The sequence below is a fragment of the Coxiella-like endosymbiont genome (genome assembly GCF_002871095.1).
In the GTDB taxonomy this organism is placed as follows: Bacteria; Pseudomonadota; Gammaproteobacteria; order Coxiellales; family Coxiellaceae; genus Coxiella.
The window spans coordinates 1-22207 of record NZ_NSHJ01000171.1; the positions used below are offsets into that span (position 1 = coordinate 1).

Below are 22207 nucleotides of genomic sequence, written 5' to 3' on the forward strand. Positions count from 1 at the left end.
AAATTTAACCCTACAACTTTATAGCCTTATGATTTTATATTAAGAAAAATACAATTTACTAATTTGTATTAATTTAGAATTAACAGAAAAATTTTATAGAAAAATCAAACTATTTTATTGAATATTTAAAAAATAGTTGAAAAATTTATCTAAAATCAATTTTTATTGATCAGAAAAACAAAATTTATACGAATTTCTTAAGTAAGAACTTGAAAAAGTTTATAAAAGCTTGAAAAGATTTTCAAGTATTGTAGTTTGTTAATTTATCGAGCTTTCAAGCTCGTTATATAGCCTTTTAAAACTAAATTTAACTTTAATAAAAGACTTTTTCTGCAATTTCTGCAATCTTTTATAGATTAAATTAGATATACTCTGATAGAGATCTAATTAAGAAATATTTTTACTGTACCCTTTTACTGTACCCTTTTTATTGAATAGTATTTAAGGTTTTTATATACTTTGAATACTGTCAAAGATTATATTGATTTAGATATATGTATGATTAAAAATCTAGGCATATATTGAGCTTTAGGGTATAATATAAAATTTAACATTAATTGTACAATAAAAGGATAAGACCATGATTTTCTTTCTTATTATGCTTATGTTATCGATTTTGATAGGCGTCTATGCTGTAGCAACTTACAATAGTTTAATTGCTTTAATAGAAGCAATTCGCAACAATAACAAACAAATCGATATTCAACTAGACCGACGATATAAAGTATTTGAATCCTTAATTGATGTTGTTAAAAAATACATGGATTACGAGCGTTCCACTTTAAGAGACGTAGTAGCATTACGTAATCAAGCGCAAACCGCGAAACAGCTAGGTGACGATAATACTCGTATGAAGGCAGAGAATAAAATATCTAAGATTCTGAGCGGATTGTATATCGTATTTGAACAGTATCCTGATCTTAAAGCAAATCAAAATGTAATACAGTTCCAAGAGACAATTGTTAATACCGAAAATAAATTAGCTTATGCTAAACAAGCTTATAACGATAGCGTTGAACATTATAATGTGAGAAAGAAAATGGTTTTTCCGTCAATAGTTGTTCGCACATTTCGTAATAAATTAGATTTTAATTTTCCTTATTGGCAATTACCAGTGGACAAGATTCAAGAACAAGAAAACTATAAAGTACAGTTATAGTTTTAGTTATATAGGAGGTGTTTTAGTTATAGGTCTTTATATATCTTTTAAAGATATGGAGTTAAAGGAATTCATGGGGGGTTCTTTAATATGGGTTCTATTCATGATTTTAAATCAACTGCTGTTAATTGGCGAGAATCATTAAGCCGAAATCGACGTAGAACTGTTTTAGTTATTATTACTTTTATATTAATTTATTTAGGGATCGGGCTTCTGATCGATCTATATATTTACGCAGGCCATTACCCAATGGCAACAGTTTTCCAACTATTTACAGCACTAATTACCTTAAAAATATTTCCAAGTGCGACATTTGTTACTGGATTAATTGCATTATTTTCTTTGTATGTAACATTTGCTTTTCATCATAAATTAATGCTACTTGGTACTGAGTATCGGGAAATTACTTCCAGTTCTGCTAGAACTCTTCAGGAAAAGATATTTTATAACGTTGTAGAAGAAGTAAAGGTTGCTGCAGCACTTAAATTTATCCCTAAAGTTTATGTAATAGATGCGGATTATATGAATGCGTTTGCTAGTGGTTTTAGTGAAAAGTCGGCAATGGTTGCTATTAGTCATGGTCTCTTAATGAAATTGGATCGTAGTGAATTAGAAGCTGTTGTGGCACATGAAGTCAGTCACATTCGCCACATGGATATACGTTTAACTTTAACAGCTTCTGTTCTTACCAATATTCTTTTAATTTTTGTGGATATTTTCTTTTTTAGTGTTCTTTTTGGGGGGGAGCGTTCCCGAGAAAATGGATCTCGAAATCAGTTATTTATTTTTATATTAGTGTTGCGCTATTTATTACCTTTAGTAACTATGCTATTAATGCTTTATTTAAGTCGAATCCGAGAATATATGGCTGATGCGAGCTCTGTAGAATTAATGCGTGATAATGAACCTTTAGCGCGTGCACTATTAAAAATTCAAGATGATCATGTACAAAATAGAGAGGAATATGTATCTCAATATAGTAGAACTCCTCATGAAAGCGTTCGACAAGCCGCGTATATTTACGATCCAATCAAAGCGGGTATTGAACCTCAAAATTCATTAAGTGATTTGTTTTCAACACACCCTTCGCTTATTAAGCGTTTAGCAGCTATTGGATATAAACTTAAAAGGTAGAAGACCATATTTGCTATTTTTATTTCTGAAGAAGAAATATTAAGAGTTCTGCAATACAATTGAATAATTAATAAATAGGTTCTTTTATATGTACGTAAGAGAATGTTATTGCATTGTAATATCTTAAAAAACGTATCTTAGAATAATCTTCTTTAATCAGATAGATTGAAGAATTTTTTAAACAGAATATATAGATACTAGGTCATAGTGCATCAAATTTTTTGTTTGAAATTATACAGGAACTTATTAGAGTTATTTCTAGAGAATTTCTGGAAAGCTTCCAAACTATCTATAAGGCTTTTTTTGATTATTTAAAATCAAAGAAATATTTAAAAATCTTTTTTGAATGATTTATTTTCATGAATATTATAAAGATTTTTATTTTTTGACTATTAAGTATTTTTTCTGAAAGATTAACAACGCTCATGAATTCTTTCGCTAATAATGTAATATCTTTGTTACAGAAATTTATTCCATACCCAAGATTCAGAATTTTACCACACATAAGTGTGGGGTATCATTTTGCTCATCTCATTAAATTTCTTTTAAATAGATTTTAAAGTTTTTTTAGAATTCAGTATTACAAATCTAAAATCAGATGCTAATTAATAATAATTAACATCTTCGTTAACAAGATATTGAACATAATCCAGAATTAGAAGCTGCTAGAGGGAGATCCTTGTTATTGTATTTTAGTGTAGTTAAAATATATTTAATTTCAAATTATTGGGATTTTATAATTACAGCTTTGTTATAATCTTTAATCGGTATTTTTTGATTTATTTTTAAATAAATATTAATAATTTTTTTAAAAAAATTAAAAATAATCTATTTTTAAATGCAATCTCTTAAAATAAGAGAGTAGAGAGTACTTCAGGATCTTGTTCTTGGTAGATCTGCAAGCTAACCTATAAATAATCTATGCTTAGTATTTTGCTAATTAATGAAGATAATGAGCAAGAATAAATTTATGTTCTCCTTGTTTGTAAACATATAAGTGGTAGTCAGAGTTTAATGAGAATGAGGCCTGATTAAGATTTAATTAAACAGGGTTTTATTAAAATGATCAATTACTTCTTGAAATTGATTATTTTTATTTTTAGATATTCAATGATATAAAGCTATATTAATCGTTCAAATATTTTCCATCGCTCCAATTTTTACTCGCGACATTAAATCACAACGCAATTACTTTTAGATATTCTCTTTTAGAGCGTAGTACTATTTTTAAGGACGAAAAAAGCAATTATTTATTGTGTTATAGAGGGGCATATAGTACTTTCTTTTGTGTTATAGCTTCTTTTTCTCTCTCCTGAAAAGTTGAATGTCCTTATGCATACGCGATTGTAGCCTTTTCAAATAAAAAGTTGTTTGTGAGAGACGATCATTACTTCTATACTATTTTAAAAGAAAAATTATCTAGTTTTAATGAAAGAGCTTGATATAAATAGATGTGCTTTTTTTATTCTGGCGCTTTAATTGGGATAGAGTAGATTTCTAAAGAAATGTAGCCCCTTTCTTTTTAGTAGGATATATCCTTCCTCTGAAAAACTTCTTGATTATTTTCCAAAGGTGTTACGAGTGTTCCTCCCTACTGATATTTGTGTCAGGTATATTTAAGAGAGCTTCTTGATTATCTTTTTTTTCGAATTATTGCTTTGACTCAATTGATAAACAGGCATAATGTATTTATACGTGGATTATATTAATAATTAAGCAAAATTTGACAAAATAGACCAGTATTCAGAAAACCCATTACTACATTGAAAGCTAATGCAGCAGCAGTACTGTGCTATTTTGAGAGGGTGCAATGGGGGATCCGAAGGGTTTATTTCTTTATTTTTTAAATATTAAAGATTAATCATTTTTTTGCTTTTTTAGAAAATTAATAAGGAGTAGTAAAGATCTCAAAAGGTTTTGATGAACGAGTGTGCATGTAATAGGTTAATTTTTCCTTCATAAGTATACATAAAATTAGCGACACTAAGGATGGCCTGATAATCTTATTATTATTTTTGATAAAATCGATATCCCCTTATTATAAAAATAATTTACTTTTATAGTATCGATAGGATCGCTTGGCATGAATTGAGGAATTTCAATAACATCTGTATAAGAACTGATTATTAAAAAATAGGTAATTGTTGTTGTTTGGTCAGTAAAAAAGTGAGTAAGTTCGTATGAGAAAAATTTGGTGCGAGTTTTGTAATGAAAAGTTAAAATGCTTTAAAGGTCTAAGGCGGTATAGTTTCCAACTTATTGAATATAATTAGTTTTCAATACCTATTATAGATATAATAATTTTAGGAGGAATACCATATCTATTATAGTAAGGATATTCTAAGGCGTGTAGATTGGATAAGCTTTCCAGTAATTGACTTAACACCATCTTGAATATGTATTTTATTAAAAAAGAATCTCTTAAAGATTCCAAGATTTTGCTTCATATAGGTAGGTGATCTTATAGATGATTTCTTGATTATATTGAACATTAAAGAACATATTAATAAGTTTTGTAAACTCAAATCGATAATCTTTTAGCATATAATTAATGAATGTATTAATTGTTGGAGATAATTAGGATTCTTTGGTGGGTTTAGAAATGGCATCAGCATTGAATAAAATTAAGATATAAAGTTTTTTTAGAAAAAATCTTTTAATATAAAATAATATATGTAAATTCATGTTTAATTAGAGTTCTAAATAAACACATGAGAGGTTTGTTCAATGAAGTTATTTAGTATGTGCCTAAATTTAGTATGTGCCTAAATTAACTAGGCCATAATTTTCTATGCGTATGTATTGACATGATAATACCAAATCCAGCCATGGTCGTAATAACAGAACTACCTCCATAACTAATAAGCGGCAGAGGTACGCCGACAACCGGTAAAATGCCAATAACCATTCCTATGTTAATTAATGCAGATAAGATAAATGTTAAAGTTAAACTGCCGCTTAATAAGCGGCCATAGGTATCCTGAGCTTGATTGCTTATATATAAGCACCGGATAAAAATAACCAAGAAAAGAGTCAGTAAGATAAAACAGCCAACAAAACCAAGCTCTTCACCGTTTACGGCAAAAATAAAATCAGTCGCGTGAGCTGGTAAGAATTGCAGATGTGATTGTGTCCCATGAAGCCATCCTTTGCCAAAAAAACCTCCAGAACCGAGAGCAATTTTTGATTGGATAATATGATACCCGCTTCCTAAAGGATCTCTTTCTGGGTTAAAGAAAGTTAACACCCGTTCCTTTTGATAAGGATGCATAAAATGCCAGAGGAGAAGAGTACTCAATACACCTATAGCACAAAAAACTACAATTAATCGCCAATTTATTCCAGCTAATAATAAAACGGACCAGCTTGAAATTCCTATAATTATGGCAGTTCCCAAATCAGGTTGTTTCGCAGTTAGAATAGTAGGGAATATTAAAAGTATGAAAGAAAAAAATAAAGGTTTTTTTTGGGGGGGCAATTCTTTATTACTGAAATAATAAGCAAGCATCATTGGCATGGTTAGTTTCATAATTTCAGAAGGTTGTAAATGAAAAAATCCTAAATCAAACCAACGTCGTGCCCCTTTACCAATATTTCCAAAACCTAATACGCTAATTAATAGAAACAATCCAAAACCAAATGCCCAAGGTGTCCATTGATAATAAAATTTTGGAGACAAATGAGCAAAGAGGAACATCACTATAAAACCGACTACTAGCCAGGATAGTTGCTTCAGAATAAGATTTAAATTTTGGTTGCTGGCGCTGAACAAAATAAACAGACCAAATACAGCAAGTATAGAAACTAAAACTACTAACCAAGGATCAATATGTAATGACTGCCAGAGTAGCTGAGAAACTCTTCGTTTAAGTCGTGTTTTGTAACGTAAGGGACGACTAAATGGAATGAAGTTTTTGATCATTTGTTTCTGGATGTTTAAAATAATAATTCATAATCTTTCCCGTTATTTTATCAGCCATGGCACTATGTTCAACTACTACTGTAACGGAAATCTGTGGGTGTTCTACAGGGGCGAAAGCGATAAAAAGATGATTATTACGTAGTCGTTTAGGAATATTAGTGCGGCTTTTATCTTCATCACGTTGATGACCATAAACTTGAGCAGTTCCAGTTTTGGCTGCAACAGAGAATCCTGGATGTTTGCCAAAAAACTCAGCACTACCCCAAGGTTTATCGACTACATCTTGCATAGCATGAATCACAATATCCCAGTTAAGGGGATTTTTTAAGATAACTGGCGGCTCTATAATAGGTGATTGGACTTTTTTATTTCCATTTGGCATGATGATTTTTAATAATAATGAAGAACGATATCGTTTACCCCGTTCAGCTAAGATGCTAACCGCTTGAGCTAATTGCAAAGGCGTAACAAGGAAAAATCCTTGTCCAATACCCATTTCTATAGTGTCTCCCGTATACCAAGGGTACTCTTTGATTCCCATTTTCCAATGCGGAGAAGGTACAAGCCCGGGGACTTCTTCAGGTAAATCGATCCCTGTTAAGTAACCAAAACCAAAGCGATGTAATATAGCGTCCATGCGTTCAATACCTAACGATACCGCTAAGTTATAAAAATATACATCGCAGGAAACGGCAATGGCTCTTCTTAAATTAACCCATCCATGTCCTCCTACCCGCCAATCGTGATAAATATGGCGAGTGTTAGGCAATTGAAACCAACCCGGATCATAAATTTGATGTTGTGGAGTTATAATTCCTTCATCCAACCCTATTAACGCTAAAAAAGGTTTCACGGTTGAGCCAGAAGCAAACTGCCCCCGAATAGCTCGATTGTAAAGGGGATGCTCAGGTGAATTTAGCAATTTTTGGTATTCTTCCTGACTTAATCCTGATACAAAATGATTGGAGTCAAAACTGGGATTAGTGACTAGAGCTAAGATTTGTGCGGTGTCTGGCTGCATAATGACGATAGCACCGCTTTCATTACCCAAAACTTTTTTTGCTTCGGCTTGTAATTTACTGTCAATAGTTAAGTAAATAGTGTCTCCGGGTACAGGGAAAATTTTCTTTAAAATGCGTACTGCCCGTCCACTCGCATCAATTTCAGCTTCTTCAGCGCCCATTTTTCCATGAAGTTGTTTTTCATAATATTTTTCAATACCAGTTTTTCCAATTACATCATCAGTAGTATAACATTCTGTACCTACTTGATGTAATTCATGGGGATTGATTCGTCCCACATAACCTAAAACGTCACTAGTAATATCGGCTAGGGGATAATAGCGAATCATTTGTGTTTCAATATGTACAGTCGGAAATTGATAACTGTTCACATAAAAACGAGCGACTTCTTCGTTAGTTAATTTATATTTTATAGGAACGGGTTGATAAGGACGGTATTGATATAAAATATGATAAAATTGTTTTACTTCTTCCTTAGTAATAGGAAGAATTTTTGTTAATCGTTTTATTATTTGATTCAAATGCTTAGTATCATGCGGAATAATAACTAATGTATAGGCTGGAATATCCTTCGCCAAGAGTACTCCATTACGATCAAAAATTAACCCGCGGTTAGGTTGGATAGGTATAATATTTAATAAATTATCTTGAGATAATGTAAAGTAGAAGTGATGGCTTTTAATTTGGAGATAAATCAAATGTCCTATAAGAGTAAAGCTAAAGAAAAGAATAAATAAAAACGTACTAAAACTACGGCTTTTAAATAATCTTGTTTCAAATTGAATATTTTTAAGCGCCAGTCGTACTGTTTTCATACGTTGGTATTTTGTCATTAATGATGATAAGGATGATTGGCCATTATACTTCAAGCTCTATAAATTTTCTCTGTAATAACAATACGTACTGACGGATAAGATAGAGTTAATTGAGTAAGGGACGAACAAGCCAATTATTTTTGTGAAAACAAATGAATGCAAATTTTTCTAAACCTTTACTCTAACTAATAAATTTATTACTCGATCTTTCTCTCGCTAGTCTACTATTTTTACGATAAAATTAAGGTATTAATTTCTTTCCAAATTTTATTAAAAACGATAATTTTACTTACTTTTAAAAATCGACTTTAAAAAGCATTTGGCTGTTTTAAAGGATTATCTTTGTAGAATCAGAATTTTGAATCCTAGTTAACTTTTGAATTTGAAGAATATTTAAAGTAAAATCCTTCGATAGATGATCAAAATAAGTTTAAAATTTTTCTTGATCCAAGATATAGAAATCTTTTTTCTTTATGGCAATAAGATGAATCTTTATAACCTTACTTTATAACCTTAATTAGTGTTTTCTGTTATACTACAGAACTTTTCGAGAGTATCAAAATTATGGATTTTGGCAAGTATAATCTAGACAATGAGGTTATGTAGATCTATTTTGATTCAGATTCAACCTCTATTCCGAGAGTAGAGAGGTGTGCTCTATTTTTTTTCATCTACCAAATCACCTGATACTATTAGATAGTAGATAATTAGTAGATAATCCATGAGTATGGTGTTGTGAAGTGGTAGTATAAATAATGATACGATCCCCTAGATTAGTTAAAAAAAGCGTGGGGGTTGATATCTCTCTAATTTGTGGTAACTTTTTGTGCTTATCTTAAGCTTAATTATATTTATATATGATCATATAATGACTCATGTAATAAATTTATTAGTTTATCTTATAAGGTAAAAATTACTATAAAGTAAAAATTCTCAATCATAGTTAAATTCCAGATTCCAAAATAAAATTCTTCAGGAAGAATGAAGGGAATTAACCCTTTTAAAACCTTTAAAAGGTTTGACGAAAATTTCGCAAAAAAGTAAATAAGAAGTCAAACAAAGGCAGTCAAAAGAATTTTAGGTGTATGTTTTTAGACTCTCGAGAATATTAAAAGTATAGATAATACTTTAAAATATAAACTACAAGTACGTTGTTAAAAACTATCTCTTGCTTGCTAATAAGCGAGGTACCAAACTATGTACTCTAAGTGTATTTTGAAAGAAATGAGAGGAATGTCGCTAAAAAATAGCGCATACCTTAATATAATATATATAGGTATCGTACTTTTTATAATAATGCTAAAAAGGATTATCCTATCAGGAAATCAGAACAAGTTGATATATAACAACCTAGATTTACTAATTGATGATTATAAGAATATTGAGTTGATGGGATATATTTATATTGATTTGGGTGGGGGGTATTCCCTGGTGTGGCTAAAGGTCGAACTTATACAATAGGCAGAGCCGCTATATACTAGCGGAGTTACTAATAAAGCTAACTAAAAATACGATTTTAATTGTCTTATATATTTTCTTCTTATTCTCTATATAAAACTTTCGTTTACTGTAAATTATAACTCATTTTTAATTAAAAAGTTATTATTTTTTAAAATTTAATGCGTTTATCGATAAAGATTATGCTTTTTTATATATTCAAATACACTTTTAGGCAGCATAGATTCTATAGCCGAGTAATTACCTTTTGCTAAATAACTTCTAATCTTAGTAGCGCTAATCGGGTAAGTATGAAGCTGTTGAAACAATATTTTTCCTGAGAGAAATTTTTTTAGATCATTAGGATCTTCGGTTCGATGTCGAAGTAAGGTTTTTAACCATTTTTCAGTAAGTAATAAATGGTAATTTTCTCGATTTATCACAATTAAATGACAATAGGTTAAAAATTCTGTATAGCGGTGCCAGAGATTAAAATCAGCAAAAGCGGCGGTGGAAAGAATAAAACACAAGGAGTGGTTAGGAAATGAATTTCGTAAATATTGCAGAGTATAAATGGTATAAGAAATTTCTTTTCTTACAACTTCAATATCATTAATAGCAAAAATAGATCGAGTACTGATAGCACGTTTTATCATTTCTAAGCGATCTTTAGAGGTAGCTATAGGTTGTGGACGATGAGGTGGTTGTCCACAAACAATTAATTGAATATTTGTGAAAGTAATTTTTTTAACTAATTGCTTAAGAATGGTTATGTGTCCACTATGAATTGGATCAAATGTTCCTCCAAATAATCCTAATAATGGAAAACTCATCGTAATTCCTTCCCTGCAATAGCTAAACTTAATCTCTCTAATGCTTGCCAGGTATTTCCTGGAATTATTCCCTTTATCATCCAATCTACTTGTTTTGAACGTTGCAATAATTTAGTAATAAGTTGCGGATTAAGGCGTGAGAGTGCTATTTGCAATGCTTGCTTGCGTGTTTTCCCTTGGGAAGCTAATAATTCTGAAAGGCATTTTCCATTTTTAAGTTCATAAAAAAACATATAAAGATTTCGTAATTCATGGGTAAGCGACCACAATACTAAAGGAGCAGCTTCTTTGTTGACAAACTTTAAAGTCAATAAAATTCGTGTTACTCGTGATGTTTGACCTAACAATACAGCTTCTGTTAAATCAAAAATCTTAAAGCATGGGTTATCATTAGTGATAGCACTTATAGTTTGGGGGGAGATTAATTTATTTTGATACAGTAAACATAATTTTTCTATCACTTGTTGAGTGGCTAATAAATTTCCTTCCGTCAATTTTAAAAGAAGATTTATACTTTCCATGTCAATAGTTAAATTAAATTTTTTAAAACGTTCTGCAATCCAGGTCGGTAATTCTTGAGTGGATATTGGCCAAAGCGGGATAACCGCTCCAAATTTAGAAACAGCTTTATACCACTTAGTTTTTTGTTGTGTAGCTGTGAGTTTATTAGTAATAATTAGTAATCGTTTATTAGGTGGTGGGTTCTTTAAATAATGTAATAATATTTGAGTGGTTTGCTCGTCAAACGTTGCTTGAGGGTTTCGTATTTCAATAAATATTTTTTCACTGAAAAGATTGAAATTATCAATAGCAATCTTGAGTACTTGCCAATTAAATCCTGTTTCAATAAAGAATAATTCTCCTTTCTGGAAGCCTTGCTGCCAGGCGGCCTGTCTAATGCTATCTCGAGTTTCTTGTACCAAAAGTGGGATATCTGAACATATAAGATAAATGGGCAAAAGTGATGTTTGATTTAAATGAGTGTTAAGTTGTTTAGATGATATTTGCATATGATCTTTAGTTTAGCTTTTTCCCAAAAACAGAACCAGAAATAAAGTCTTCTTGACTATCTCCTATGGAGGGGTGTGAACCAGGTGTGGGAAACTAACTAAATCTTTATAAATCAAAGATACCATTGCTTGGGTCATCTCTTCCTTGATTAGTCGGGTAGCGTTAGGAGTATATATTTGATTAGCATTTTCTACTAACCGACGTCGTAAAATTAACTTTTTAGGACCCATTAATATTTTCCCATTGATTGTTTCTAAATCAAAGTCAAAACTTAATAAATAAGTATAAAATGTTGCTGTGCTACTATATAAAATAGTAGGGATGGGATTCTTCCAATTAATATTAATTATTCTAAGGATAATCGGAGCCTCTTCTCTTGTTTTAGTTAAGTGGACGTTTAATGCTTGGAGCGTCCGGCTTAATTGAATAGTCAGCCTATCATAAGGATTAGGAGCATCAATATAAAGAATACAAAGATATATAGGAATATCTTTGGGCGATCGTGGTTTAAATCCACATCCTGACACTATAGTACAAATTAGTACACTAATTAAAGGGATAAAAATCGCTCGGATTTTATTGGTCATGTATTTTATACCACGATATTGATTAATTTTTGAGGTACAACAATGACATTTTTAATTTTTTTATCAGAGATATAACGTTGAACATTATCTTGATTTAAGGCAGTCTTTTCAATTAGTTCATTTGAAGCATCCGAAGCAACTTGGATTCGAGCTCGCAATTTCCCATTAATTTGAACAACCATTTTAACGTGAGAACTTTGTAGAGCTTTTAAATCTGGTTTAGGCCAAGAAAAATTTAAAATATTTTCTCCAAATCCTAAAGCTTGCCAAAGAAAGTGGGTAATATGAGGAGTAATAGGGGACAACAAGCGTAATAATATTCCTAAACCTTCATGAATTAAATGTGATTCTGCCTCATTATCCGTGCTTAATTTGATAAGTACATTTAAAATTTTCATTGTAGATGAAACGACTGTATTAAATTGATAACGCTCTATATCCTTATTAGCTTCTAATAAATGTTCGTGTAATTCTTGTCGAATTTTTTTATGCTCAGAACTTTCCCATTGGTAATAGTTTCGTTCTTTTTTTTGATTAATAACTATTAAAGTATTTTTTACCCGATCTGAGAAACTCCACAATTTTTTTAGAAAACGATGGGCACCTTCGATACCATTGTCTGACCATTCTAAATCTTGTTCCGGTGGAGCGGCAAAAATCATAAAAAGCCGAACAGTATCTGATCCGTATTTTTTTACCAATGATTGAGGGGTAATTATATTTCCTTTAGATTTTGACATTTTTGAACCATATCTTAAAACCATCCCTTGAGTAAGTAATCGCGCAAAAGGCTCATTAGAATTTAACAAACCAAGATCTCGAAGTACTTTATGAATGAAGCGCGCATAAAGCAAATGCATGATAGCATGTTCAATACCTCCAACATACTGGTCTACAGGAGTCCAATATTTGGCGCGATTATCTAACATGGCGCTATCTTGATCGTAGCAGGTATAACGAGCGTAATACCAGGAGGATTCGACGAACGTATCCATGGTATCTGTTTCACGTAAAGCTGGTTTATCGCAGACTGGACATTTGGTTTTATAAAATTCAGGACTTTCTTTTAATGGAGAGCCATGGCCAGTGGGAATTATATTTTCTGGCAATAGAACAGGAAGTTGATCTTCAGGTACTGGAACGGTACCGCAACTTTTACAATAAATAATAGGAATGGGTGTTCCCCAATAGCGTTGGCGTGAAATACCCCAATCACGTAAGCGATAATTGGTTTGGCGATTGCCATATTTGTAAGTTTTTAAATAATCTATAATGACATCAAATGCTTTTTCTGAATTAATTTTGTCAAATGGTCCTGAGTTAAAAAGTTTTCCGGGACCAAGATAAGGGGCTTGATCATAATTCCATTTACTCTGTTGAGTAGGTTTAATAACTGGCTTAATAGGGAGATTATATTTCAAAGCAAACAGATGATCACGTTTATTGTGAGCTGGCACTCCCATAACCTCGCTAGAAGCATATTCCGTTAAAACATAATTTACAATCCAGATAGGTAATTTTTCTTGCGTAATCGGATGAATGGCAAAAAGACCCGTTGGAATGCCTTCGTTTTCTTGAGTATCATGTGCTTCCGCTATCTGTGTTTGTGTGCATTTTTTTAAAAATTCAGCTATTTTTTTACTTTTTTTAGAACGTGCTTTTGCCAGAGGATGTTCAGGAGCTATCAGAATATAGGAAACTCCCATGAGAGTATCTAAACGCGTAGTAAAAATCTTTAATTTATTATGACTTTTTTCTAGAGCAAAGAGTACTGTTGCCCCGTGAGATTGACCAATCCAATTTCGTTGCATTCTAATCACTTGTTCTGGCCACTCTTTCAATTCATCAAGATCTTGAAGAAGCTCTTTACTATAATTAGTAATTTTTAAAAACCATTGAGAAATTTCACGCCTTTCTACAGCGACACCTGAACGCCATCCCCGTCCATTAATTACCTGCTCATTAGCTAACACAGTTTGGTCAACAGGGTCCCAATTAACGATGGAGTTTTTTTTGTAAGTAAGACCTTTTTTGTAGAGCTGGAGAAAAAGCCATTGTTCCCAGCGGTAATAGGTATGATCACACGTAGCAATTTCTCTGGACCAATCGTAAGCAAAACCTAGTTGTCTCAATTGTTTTCGCATTCTTTTGATGTTTCTACGGGTCCAGTCCGCTGGAGACAATTTTCGTTGAATAGCGGTATTTTCTGCGGGTAGACCAAACGCATCCCATCCCATGGGTTGTAAGACGTTTCGGCCTTTATGAAATTGATAACGAGCAATTAGATCTCCAATTGTATAATTGCGAACATGCCCCATATGGAGTTCTCCGCTCGGGTAGGGCAGCATTACTAAACAGTAAAATTTTTCCTTACTTAAGTCTTCTTTGACTTCAAAGCATTTATTTTCTTTCCAGTAATTTTGGGCGGCTTGTTCAATATTTAATGGGGTATAAAATGTTGCATTCATAATTAGTTAGGATACCTCAGTGATTAAGCTGATGGAAGCAGTGTTCTATCTTAAAAATATTAAATTTAATTAAAAAATTAACTATTAAAAGATTTTTTTATTTCTTTTAAAATTACTCATTTAAAACTTTAAATAAGCTCTAAATATATTCTAGCAAAATGAAAATAATTACTATTCCTAAGATAGGGTAGTAATTCCATTTCATTAAGGGAGTTTTTCCACTCATTGGTGTGATTTGACCCATCAAGACAATCAGTTTATTTTTTGGAACTGATTGAGATATTTTTCCTGAGGGATCTATAATTGCAGTTATACCTGTATTCGTGCTATAGATTAAATATCGTCCTGTTTCTAAAGCGCGCATCTGGGCAATTTGGAGTTGTTGAGCAGAAGCAATTGTGTCATTAAACCAACTATCATCGCTCACTACCACGATAAATGCTTTTCCCTCCATACTATTTAGTACTTCAAATGGATAAGCAATTTCATAACAAATAAAAGGAGCAAAAGAAATATTTTTTGCATAAATAGCAGGCTGGTTCCATTGTCCGGAGCTTAAGTTTGACATAGGGATATTGAAGTATTTAATTACGCTAGAAAAAAATCGGGTAAACGGTAGATATTCACCGAAAGGTACTAAATGACGTTTTAAATAAATTCCATGTCCCTCACCAAAAACAGTGAGCCCATTAAAAACTTGTTGAGTTTTTTCATGATAAATTGGAATTCCAGCAATGAGAGCGGTTTGATATTTCTTTGCTTTTTTATTCAAAGAATCCATAAAAGAAGGAATTTCTTGAGGATAAATGGGAATTCCGGTTTCGGGCCATACAATAATATCACTTTTCCAGTATTTAGATGTTTCTGAATAATAGGTGTGAAGAATTGAAAATAGGCAGTTAATATCCCACTTAATAGTTTGATGGATATTCCCTTGCACTATACTTATTTGAAGAATTTTTTTTTGAGGGTGGGTCCATTGTCTACTTGTTAATTTCCCTCCTATAATCAGCAAAATAACAATAAGAAGAACACTAGATATTTTTATCTTTCCCTTTTTATGAATAAATATAAGATATAGAGATCCGCTAATTAAAGCCACAATTAAGGATACACCATAAATTCCAATAAGAGGAGCAAAACCCTTTAAGGGAGAATAAATTTGGCTGTATCCCAGAAAAAGCCAAGGAAACCCAGTGAACAATTTACTGCGAAACCATTCCCAAATTACCCACCAAGCAGGAAAAGTAAATAATGAAGTTGTCACCATTGATTTGTGACGGAAAGTTAAAGAAAAAGAAAAACCCTGGATCCCAATAAATATTGATAAAATACAAATAAACAGAATAGTAATTAAAACTGCTAAAGGAATATTCGCATTTCCAAATTGATGTATGCTGACATAAACCCAAGAAGTCCCGATCCCAAAAAATCCTAATCCAAATAAGCATCCTCGCCATAAACTTTGTAAAGGAGTAGAACACTCCCAGATAGCTAATAAAATTGCCGGCGAAATAAAAGCCATTAGAAACCAATTAACTGGCGCGAAACTTAGAGGCAAGAGGGCGCCAGCGAGTATTGCAAAAAGATTAAAAAAAAATTATTCATTCTTTGGAATTTTCTGGATTAAACAAAGTAATAAAATACTTTCTTTATAAGAGCTAACATGATGGTTCTTTATTAAGAAATCAGTTTTAATCACTTCATTTTGTCTAAGTAGGTGAGCAATTTGTTGCATAATATATTTACTGTTTCGTATTGAATTGTTTTACTAAATTGTAGTTCTAAAATAATCATTGCAATTTTAAATTAGCGGTAGAGTGCTGTGAATGATAAATTAATTTTTATTATAATTGAGTAATCTTAAACTCTTCTTCTTGTAAAGCTCTTTTTTTAAAATCTTAATTGTATTTTCAATACTACCAAGATTTTATTCTAAAAAACTTTCATAATCATTAGTCTAGAAACATTATTCTATTCATTTACCATAATTCTCATATGGTATAGTTTTCATCAAAGTTCTTTTAATAATATGGTCTACTTTTGCACTCTTTAGAATAAAAATGCTTACTGTACAAGATCGTTAATTTAAATTTTTACTAGTGTTTCTTTGATGAGATATTTGAAGTAAATCTTTAATAAGTAAATGCAAATCATTTAATCACCGATTTCACAATTAGCAAAGAGCAAGAATTTTTAAAAAAAGAAGGATCATAAGAGAACGAATTATTATTTCAAAGACTTTTAAAGTACTTTAAATCATCGCTAATACCTTCTCGCGGGGGGGGATCATCGATCGAGAGCGACTTTTTTACATTCTGAAAGGGTTTACAATTAATTATTCGTAGTCTTTAGATTTTTCTAGAGTAAAACATGTAACTGAGTGTTCCATCCAACATAGGTGTGGGTGTGTTTTATCACTTATGGATATTGACTCATTAATAAAAACGAGTACTTTATAGTAAGTATTACCTACCAATCTTTATAAGGATCCTTATAGCCGAGCTGAGACAATATGTTAATTTCTAATTCTTCCATTTTTGCAGCTTCTTGTGTTTCGATATGATCGTATCCTAACAAATGTAATACTCCGTGAATCACAAGATGGGAAAAATGAGCTTCTAAGGATTTATTTTGTGACTCAGCCTCTTCGGCTACTATAGGAGCACAGATAGCTAAATCCCCAAGTGAATTCACGGGTAACCCAAGAATAGTATCTTCGGAAAAAGATAAAATATTTGTTGGTCCTTTTTGATGGCGATAAGTTTCATTCAACTCCCTGCTTTCTTCGCGGTCAATAAATCGAATTATTAATTCGGATAAATTTTTATTCAACATTACTGGAACAAATTGAAAAGTAGTATTGACCCATTTTTGTAATTGCAAAAAAGTAGGAAGAGAAGAAAATTGAGTGCTATTTTGGACTTCAATATAAAGCTTTCTTCTCTTGTTTTTCATATACTTTGATAATCTACTGAAACACAGGATAACAAACAATATAATTTTATTTGAACAAGGAAATTAAATTTGATTAATTTCCTGCAGATTCGATCAATCTTCTGGAATAAAAGAATAGGGATGTTGTAAATTAGACTCTGTATATTTGGGCGGCATATCAGTTAGGGTGATCTCTTACGTGATTCTAGTTTTAGAACCAAAATCCATATGAATTTAAAATATTTACATTTGTTCTTTTTGCTTGCATCTAAAATAATAAATAAATCGTTTAATGTTTATCCTTGTATATACACTAATCTTATAATTTCCATACTTCCTTTTTTTTGAAGTGATTAATGTCCCTTAAAAAGGAGTCTAAGCCCTTTAAAAAGGTTGTGTAACAAACATAAAGTAAGGATTAATTTTTAGGTTAAATCTCCAAAAAAATAACCGAATTTTTCTTCAGTTTCTCAATCTGGATACGTTAACATAATATAGAGAAGTTCTTTTATTCTAAAGCTGAAATTCTAGATCTAACAGCAAGAAATATTTTTTAGTTTCTGAGGAGTGGCTAATTATAAAATTAATATCCTACTTCTGGATAGGATTAGCTTCTGGATAGGATTAGAATAATGTTGTTAAAGATATACTTCTTTAACTAATAACAAGAATTAGCAGACTTTAATTTTGTATTTAGTTTTTTTATATGAAAATTTCCGATAGTTAGATAATCAAATATTTCCAATATTCAGAAAAACTTTATTGACTCTAATATTTTATCAATAAACTATTTCTTTATGATACAGTGTATCTTTCATTAAGACTTTTTAATAATGCTACTTATTTGTCTACAGATTTGAGAATACCCATAATGTCAAATTTATTAGCATTATTATTAATTTTTACTCCGAGATACTGTTCAATCAAACATGAATTCTCATCAAATTAATTACAAGGTTTAGTGAGTCGTTTATTTTCATTGGGCGTTAATTTAATTGAATTGGTCGAGCTAATTTATGAAAGTTCTAACTTATCGGTCATGAAAGATATCTCCCCCCATAACGAATGTGGGCGAGCTTCTTTAATGGTAATTACCACCATTTTTCCAATCAATTGCTTTTCTCCTACAAAATTTACTACTCGGTTATTTTCCGTTCGACCCCTGAGTTGATGAGAATATTTTTTTGAAAGTCCCGTAACTAAAACTAGTTGTTGAGTTCCTACCATTGATTGGCTAATTTTCTCAGCTTGTATTTTAATACGATTTTGTAAAATTGCTAAACGTTCTTTTTTAACACTCATAGGGACATTATCGGGTAATTGAGCAGCAGGTGTACCTGGGCGAGGACTATAAATAAAACTGAAAGAATGATCAAAACCAATTTCGTGAATAAGATTTATTGTAGCTTGGAAATCTGCCTCTGTTTCTCCTGGAAAACCGACGATAAAATCCGAAGAAATACTAATACCAGGTCGAACCTGACGTAGTTTACGAATTTTAGATTTAAATTCAAGGGCAGTATAATTACGTTTCATGGCCGCTAAGATTCTATCAGAACCACTTTGTACTGGTAAATGGAGGTGATTGACTAGTTTTGGCTCTTCGGCATAAGCATCAATTAAATTTTCTGAAAAAGCAGAAGGGTGAGAAGTGGTAAAGCGAATTCTTTTTACTTCTTCGATGGCTGCCAAATAATGAATGAGTAAAGCTAAGTCGGCTATCTGTCCGTCATACATAAGACCGCGATACTCATTAACATTTTGACCGAGCAAAGTAATTTCTCGAACACCTTGCTGGGTTAAACTAACGACTTCGCTAATGACTTCATCAAATGGCCTGCTAATTTCCTCACCTCGTGTATAAGGGACTACGCAAAAGGTACAATATTTACTGCATCCTTCCATAATAGAAACAAAAGCTGAGGGATGATTTTCTTCTAGATGAGGATCAGGTAAGTAATCAAATTTTTCGATCTCTGGGAAAGTTATGTCTATAACTGATTTTTTATATTGGGTTACTTTTTTTAATAGTTCTGGTAATCGGTGTAAGGTTTGTGGCCCGAAAATAATGTCTACAAAGGGGGCACGTTTTAAAATACTATCTCCTTCTTGGCTTGCTAGACAACCTCCAACACCAATGATTAGATGGGGTCGTTTTTCTTTGAAAAGCCTCCATCGCCCTAATTCAGAAAATACTTTTTCTTGGGCTTTTTCTCGTACAGAGCATGTGTTAAGTAATAGAACATCTGCGTTTTCGGGATTAGTAGTTAACTCCAAACCATGAGAAAGATGAAGAACATCTGCTATTTTATCAGAATCGTACTCATTCATCTGGCAACCGTGTGTTTTAACGTAAAGCTTCTTCATGGGGGATTAAATCCTATCAAGTAATAAATGCATTAATCAATTTCTGAATACATCTTTGGCAAAGTGTTAAGCATCATTCAGCCAAGATAACCTATTTTCTTTTATTCGATGAGTTTTCATTTCTTCATCGGGCACCATTGTTGGAATACCCGTGTTTACTTCCTCCTCAAAACGAGCGAGTGTATCCTTTACATGCTTATCACTGGCTCGAAAGGAAATAGCTAGATAAAGGGAAAGAAGAGATAAAATAGCAAGATACAAAGAATCCCAGCCACAGGAGATCGTTTCACGCCCCCCACCGTAAGAGCCTAAATAAGAAATAAAGCTCAGTCCAATTAGATAAGGCCACATCCAAAGAGAAGCACGCCAATTCATATGGATCCCACGAGGGCGATCAGAAAAACATCGATAAATGATAAACAGCAAAAAAGATACGCCTAAACTAATGCCTAATTTAGAAACGACACCCCAGCCTGTCCAGTATATAATGAGAGTGCAGATATAAAATCCAATGAAACTCCATATAGTTGCTAACGGTAAACGAAAAACTCGTTTGTGGTCTGGTAATTGATAACGTAGCGATAAACAACAAATAGGCCCTGTGATATAGGAAAGGGCGATAATTGATGACATAAATTCAGCCATAGCATACCATCCTTGGAAAGGTAAGAAAAATGTCATGCCAAGAACAAAATTAATAAGTACTGCTTTGGCAGGAATACCTCTTTCATTGACCTCTTGTAAAAATTTAGGTAATTGACGGTTAGTGCTTAATCCATACAAAGTTCGTGCTGCACTGGTACTATAGACGAGACCTGCGGCACTTGTGGCAACTAGTGCATCAGTATAAAGTAACATTGCCATCCAAGCGATACCTAGTGTCATCAAAAGCCCAGCTAAAGGCCCTGCATCTCCCATAAAATGTATATAGAGCCAGCCTTTTGATAAGCTATGAGGACTTAAAGCACCAATGAAACCAACTTGTAATAGTACATAGATAATCAATACTATAGCTAAACTACCAAGAATCGCGACAATAACAGTACGGCTTGGATTTTCTGCTTCCCCTGCAAGTTCTACCGCTTGTTTAAAACCATTAAAAGCAAATAAAATGCCTCCAGTAGCTAACGCAGCAAATACTCCTTTCCAACCATTTGGAAGGAATCCACCATATCGGAGATTAGAAAAATTATGTGGATGAAAAGCCACGATTATAAGCACAATAGCAGTCAAAACGGGAATAATTAATTTCCAAAATGAAAAAATATTATTGAGACGAGTAATGAAGCGGATGGAATAAATATTAATTAAACTAAAGCCGATCATCATAAACGTAGCGATACAATAGCCTGCTGGACTTAACCCATGTACGCCAGCACCATCTTGGTGAATTAAATTAGGCCAGTAGTTGGTAGCATATTGGATCATTGCCTGAACTTCAGTGGCCGGGGCCGTCATTAAATTAAACCATGTAATCCAACCAAAAAATAAGCTGACAAAGGTTCCATGAGTTAATTGGGGAAATCGGGTACTCCCCCCGGTAATGGGAAACATGGTAGCTATTTCTGCATAGGTAAGTGCGACAATCACTACTAAGACTCCCCCGAAAATCCAAGCTAGGAGTGAAGCAGGTCCCGCTAAACGGCCCACGTACAAGGAGCTAAAAAGCCATCCAGAACCAATCATAGCGCTTACAGAAGACATCATTAAACCAATTGGACCAATACGTCGTTTGTAAGCATGAATATTGTTCATAAGATCTCCTGGTACAACCAGAAATTTAGAGAATACAATTATCCGTCAAGTTTAAGCTTATAGCGCACAAAGACTGAGATTATAACTGCTTTTCCCTAATGGGTTCAAATTGTACTGCTTTAGAGATAATAAATGAACAAGTAAATAAATAACTTCTAAATAGTTTAAGCGAATATTAAGCGAATAGTCTCGAGGATAGAGGGTAGTTGTTTCTTAAATTAATTTATTTATTAGATTTATTTCTCACACTATACACTATATCAGTATTAAGATAAGTATAAATAAGATAAGTATAAGTGACCCCCTGAGTTAAGAATAATCAACTGACCCCTGAGTTAAGAATAATCAACGAAATTTTCTTGCGCTGTTTTGGTGTTTTTTTATTTTATTTCTTTTGGGTTGTGACATGAAGTTTATGACTTGTACCTCTTCTCGTAAAATAAGTGATTAAGAAATAAGTGATTAAGGGTTAGAAAGTTTTATATTAACTAACTAATTATACAATTTTTATATTTATTTTTTTAAAACTCAATAGAAATCTTTCTAACTTTTAGAAGTTGAAATATTTTTTAAGTTATATATTTCTATCGAGTTGTATCAAGTATTTTAAGAAAATTTTTGTTTAAGAAAAACAAAATATTTCAAAAATATCCTACTAACAATAGCAGTTTAGTAGAGTTGCTTTTTCAGGAGAAAAAATTGCTCCTTCAAGAGAAAAAAGTAGAGAAAGGTTTACTCCTACTGACTTTTAGAGCTATAG

General features: G+C 32.1%; 12 protein-coding genes. 2 read left to right on the forward strand and 10 right to left on the reverse strand.

Annotated features, from left to right (window positions below):
- Positions 1-580 precede the first annotated feature (580 nt).
- The gene (locus tag CLERM_RS03780; protein ID WP_102157251.1) at positions 581-1159 is read left to right on the forward strand and encodes a LemA family protein; all 579 of its coding nucleotides are present in this window, start codon (positions 581-583) and stop codon (positions 1157-1159) included.
- Positions 1160-1249: 90 nt separating this feature from the next.
- Entirely contained in the window at positions 1250-2293 is a 1044-nt protein-coding gene (htpX, locus tag CLERM_RS03785; protein ID WP_102157252.1) for a zinc metalloprotease HtpX, read from the forward strand.
- Positions 2294-5063: 2770 nt separating this feature from the next.
- Here htpX and rodA read toward each other — a convergent pair.
- The 10 genes from rodA to CLERM_RS03845 all read right to left on the reverse strand — a co-directional run bounded on the left by rodA (position 5064) and on the right by CLERM_RS03845 (position 21447).
- Positions 5064-6215 carry a rod shape-determining protein RodA gene (gene rodA, locus CLERM_RS03795; RefSeq protein ID WP_102157254.1) on the reverse strand — a complete coding sequence of 384 codons (1152 nt, stop codon included), beginning with the start codon at positions 6213-6215 and terminating at the stop codon, positions 5064-5066.
- The gene (mrdA, locus tag CLERM_RS03800) at positions 6190-8052 is read right to left on the reverse strand and encodes a penicillin-binding protein 2 (protein WP_102157264.1); all 1863 of its coding nucleotides are present in this window, start codon (positions 8050-8052) and stop codon (positions 6190-6192) included. The genes rodA and mrdA overlap by 26 nt, the downstream gene beginning before the upstream one ends.
- A 1625-nt stretch (positions 8053-9677) precedes the next feature.
- On the reverse strand, positions 9678-10322 hold the full coding sequence (nadD, locus tag CLERM_RS03810; protein WP_102157256.1) for a nicotinate-nucleotide adenylyltransferase: 645 nt from the start codon (positions 10320-10322) through the stop codon (positions 9678-9680).
- Complete coding sequence (holA, locus tag CLERM_RS03815; protein ID WP_102157257.1) at positions 10319-11332, reverse strand: DNA polymerase III subunit delta; 1014 nt, start codon at positions 11330-11332, stop codon at positions 10319-10321. The genes nadD and holA overlap by 4 nt, the downstream gene beginning before the upstream one ends.
- 63 nt (positions 11333-11395) lie before the next feature.
- Entirely contained in the window at positions 11396-11920 is a 525-nt protein-coding gene (locus CLERM_RS03820; protein ID WP_102157258.1) for an LPS-assembly lipoprotein LptE, read from the reverse strand.
- A gap of 5 nt (positions 11921-11925) precedes the next feature.
- Positions 11926-14388, reverse strand: a complete 2463-nt coding sequence (gene leuS, locus CLERM_RS03825) for a leucine--tRNA ligase (RefSeq protein WP_102157259.1) — start codon at positions 14386-14388, stop codon at positions 11926-11928.
- A 139-nt stretch (positions 14389-14527) separates the two neighbouring features.
- The gene (gene lnt, locus CLERM_RS03830; RefSeq protein ID WP_275094197.1) at positions 14528-15949 is read right to left on the reverse strand and encodes an apolipoprotein N-acyltransferase; all 1422 of its coding nucleotides are present in this window, start codon (positions 15947-15949) and stop codon (positions 14528-14530) included.
- A 911-nt stretch (positions 15950-16860) separates the two neighbouring features.
- The gene (gene ybeY / locus CLERM_RS03835; RefSeq protein WP_102157261.1) at positions 16861-17346 is read right to left on the reverse strand and encodes an rRNA maturation RNase YbeY; all 486 of its coding nucleotides are present in this window, start codon (positions 17344-17346) and stop codon (positions 16861-16863) included.
- 993 nt (positions 17347-18339) lie between these two features.
- Positions 18340-19692, reverse strand: coding sequence for a tRNA (N6-isopentenyl adenosine(37)-C2)-methylthiotransferase MiaB (miaB, locus tag CLERM_RS03840; RefSeq protein ID WP_102157262.1), 1353 nt, complete (start codon positions 19690-19692; stop codon positions 18340-18342).
- Between the two features lie 66 nt (positions 19693-19758).
- Positions 19759-21447, reverse strand: a complete 1689-nt coding sequence (locus tag CLERM_RS03845) for an APC family permease (protein WP_102157263.1) — start codon at positions 21445-21447, stop codon at positions 19759-19761.
- Positions 21448-22207: the final 760 nt, after the last annotated feature.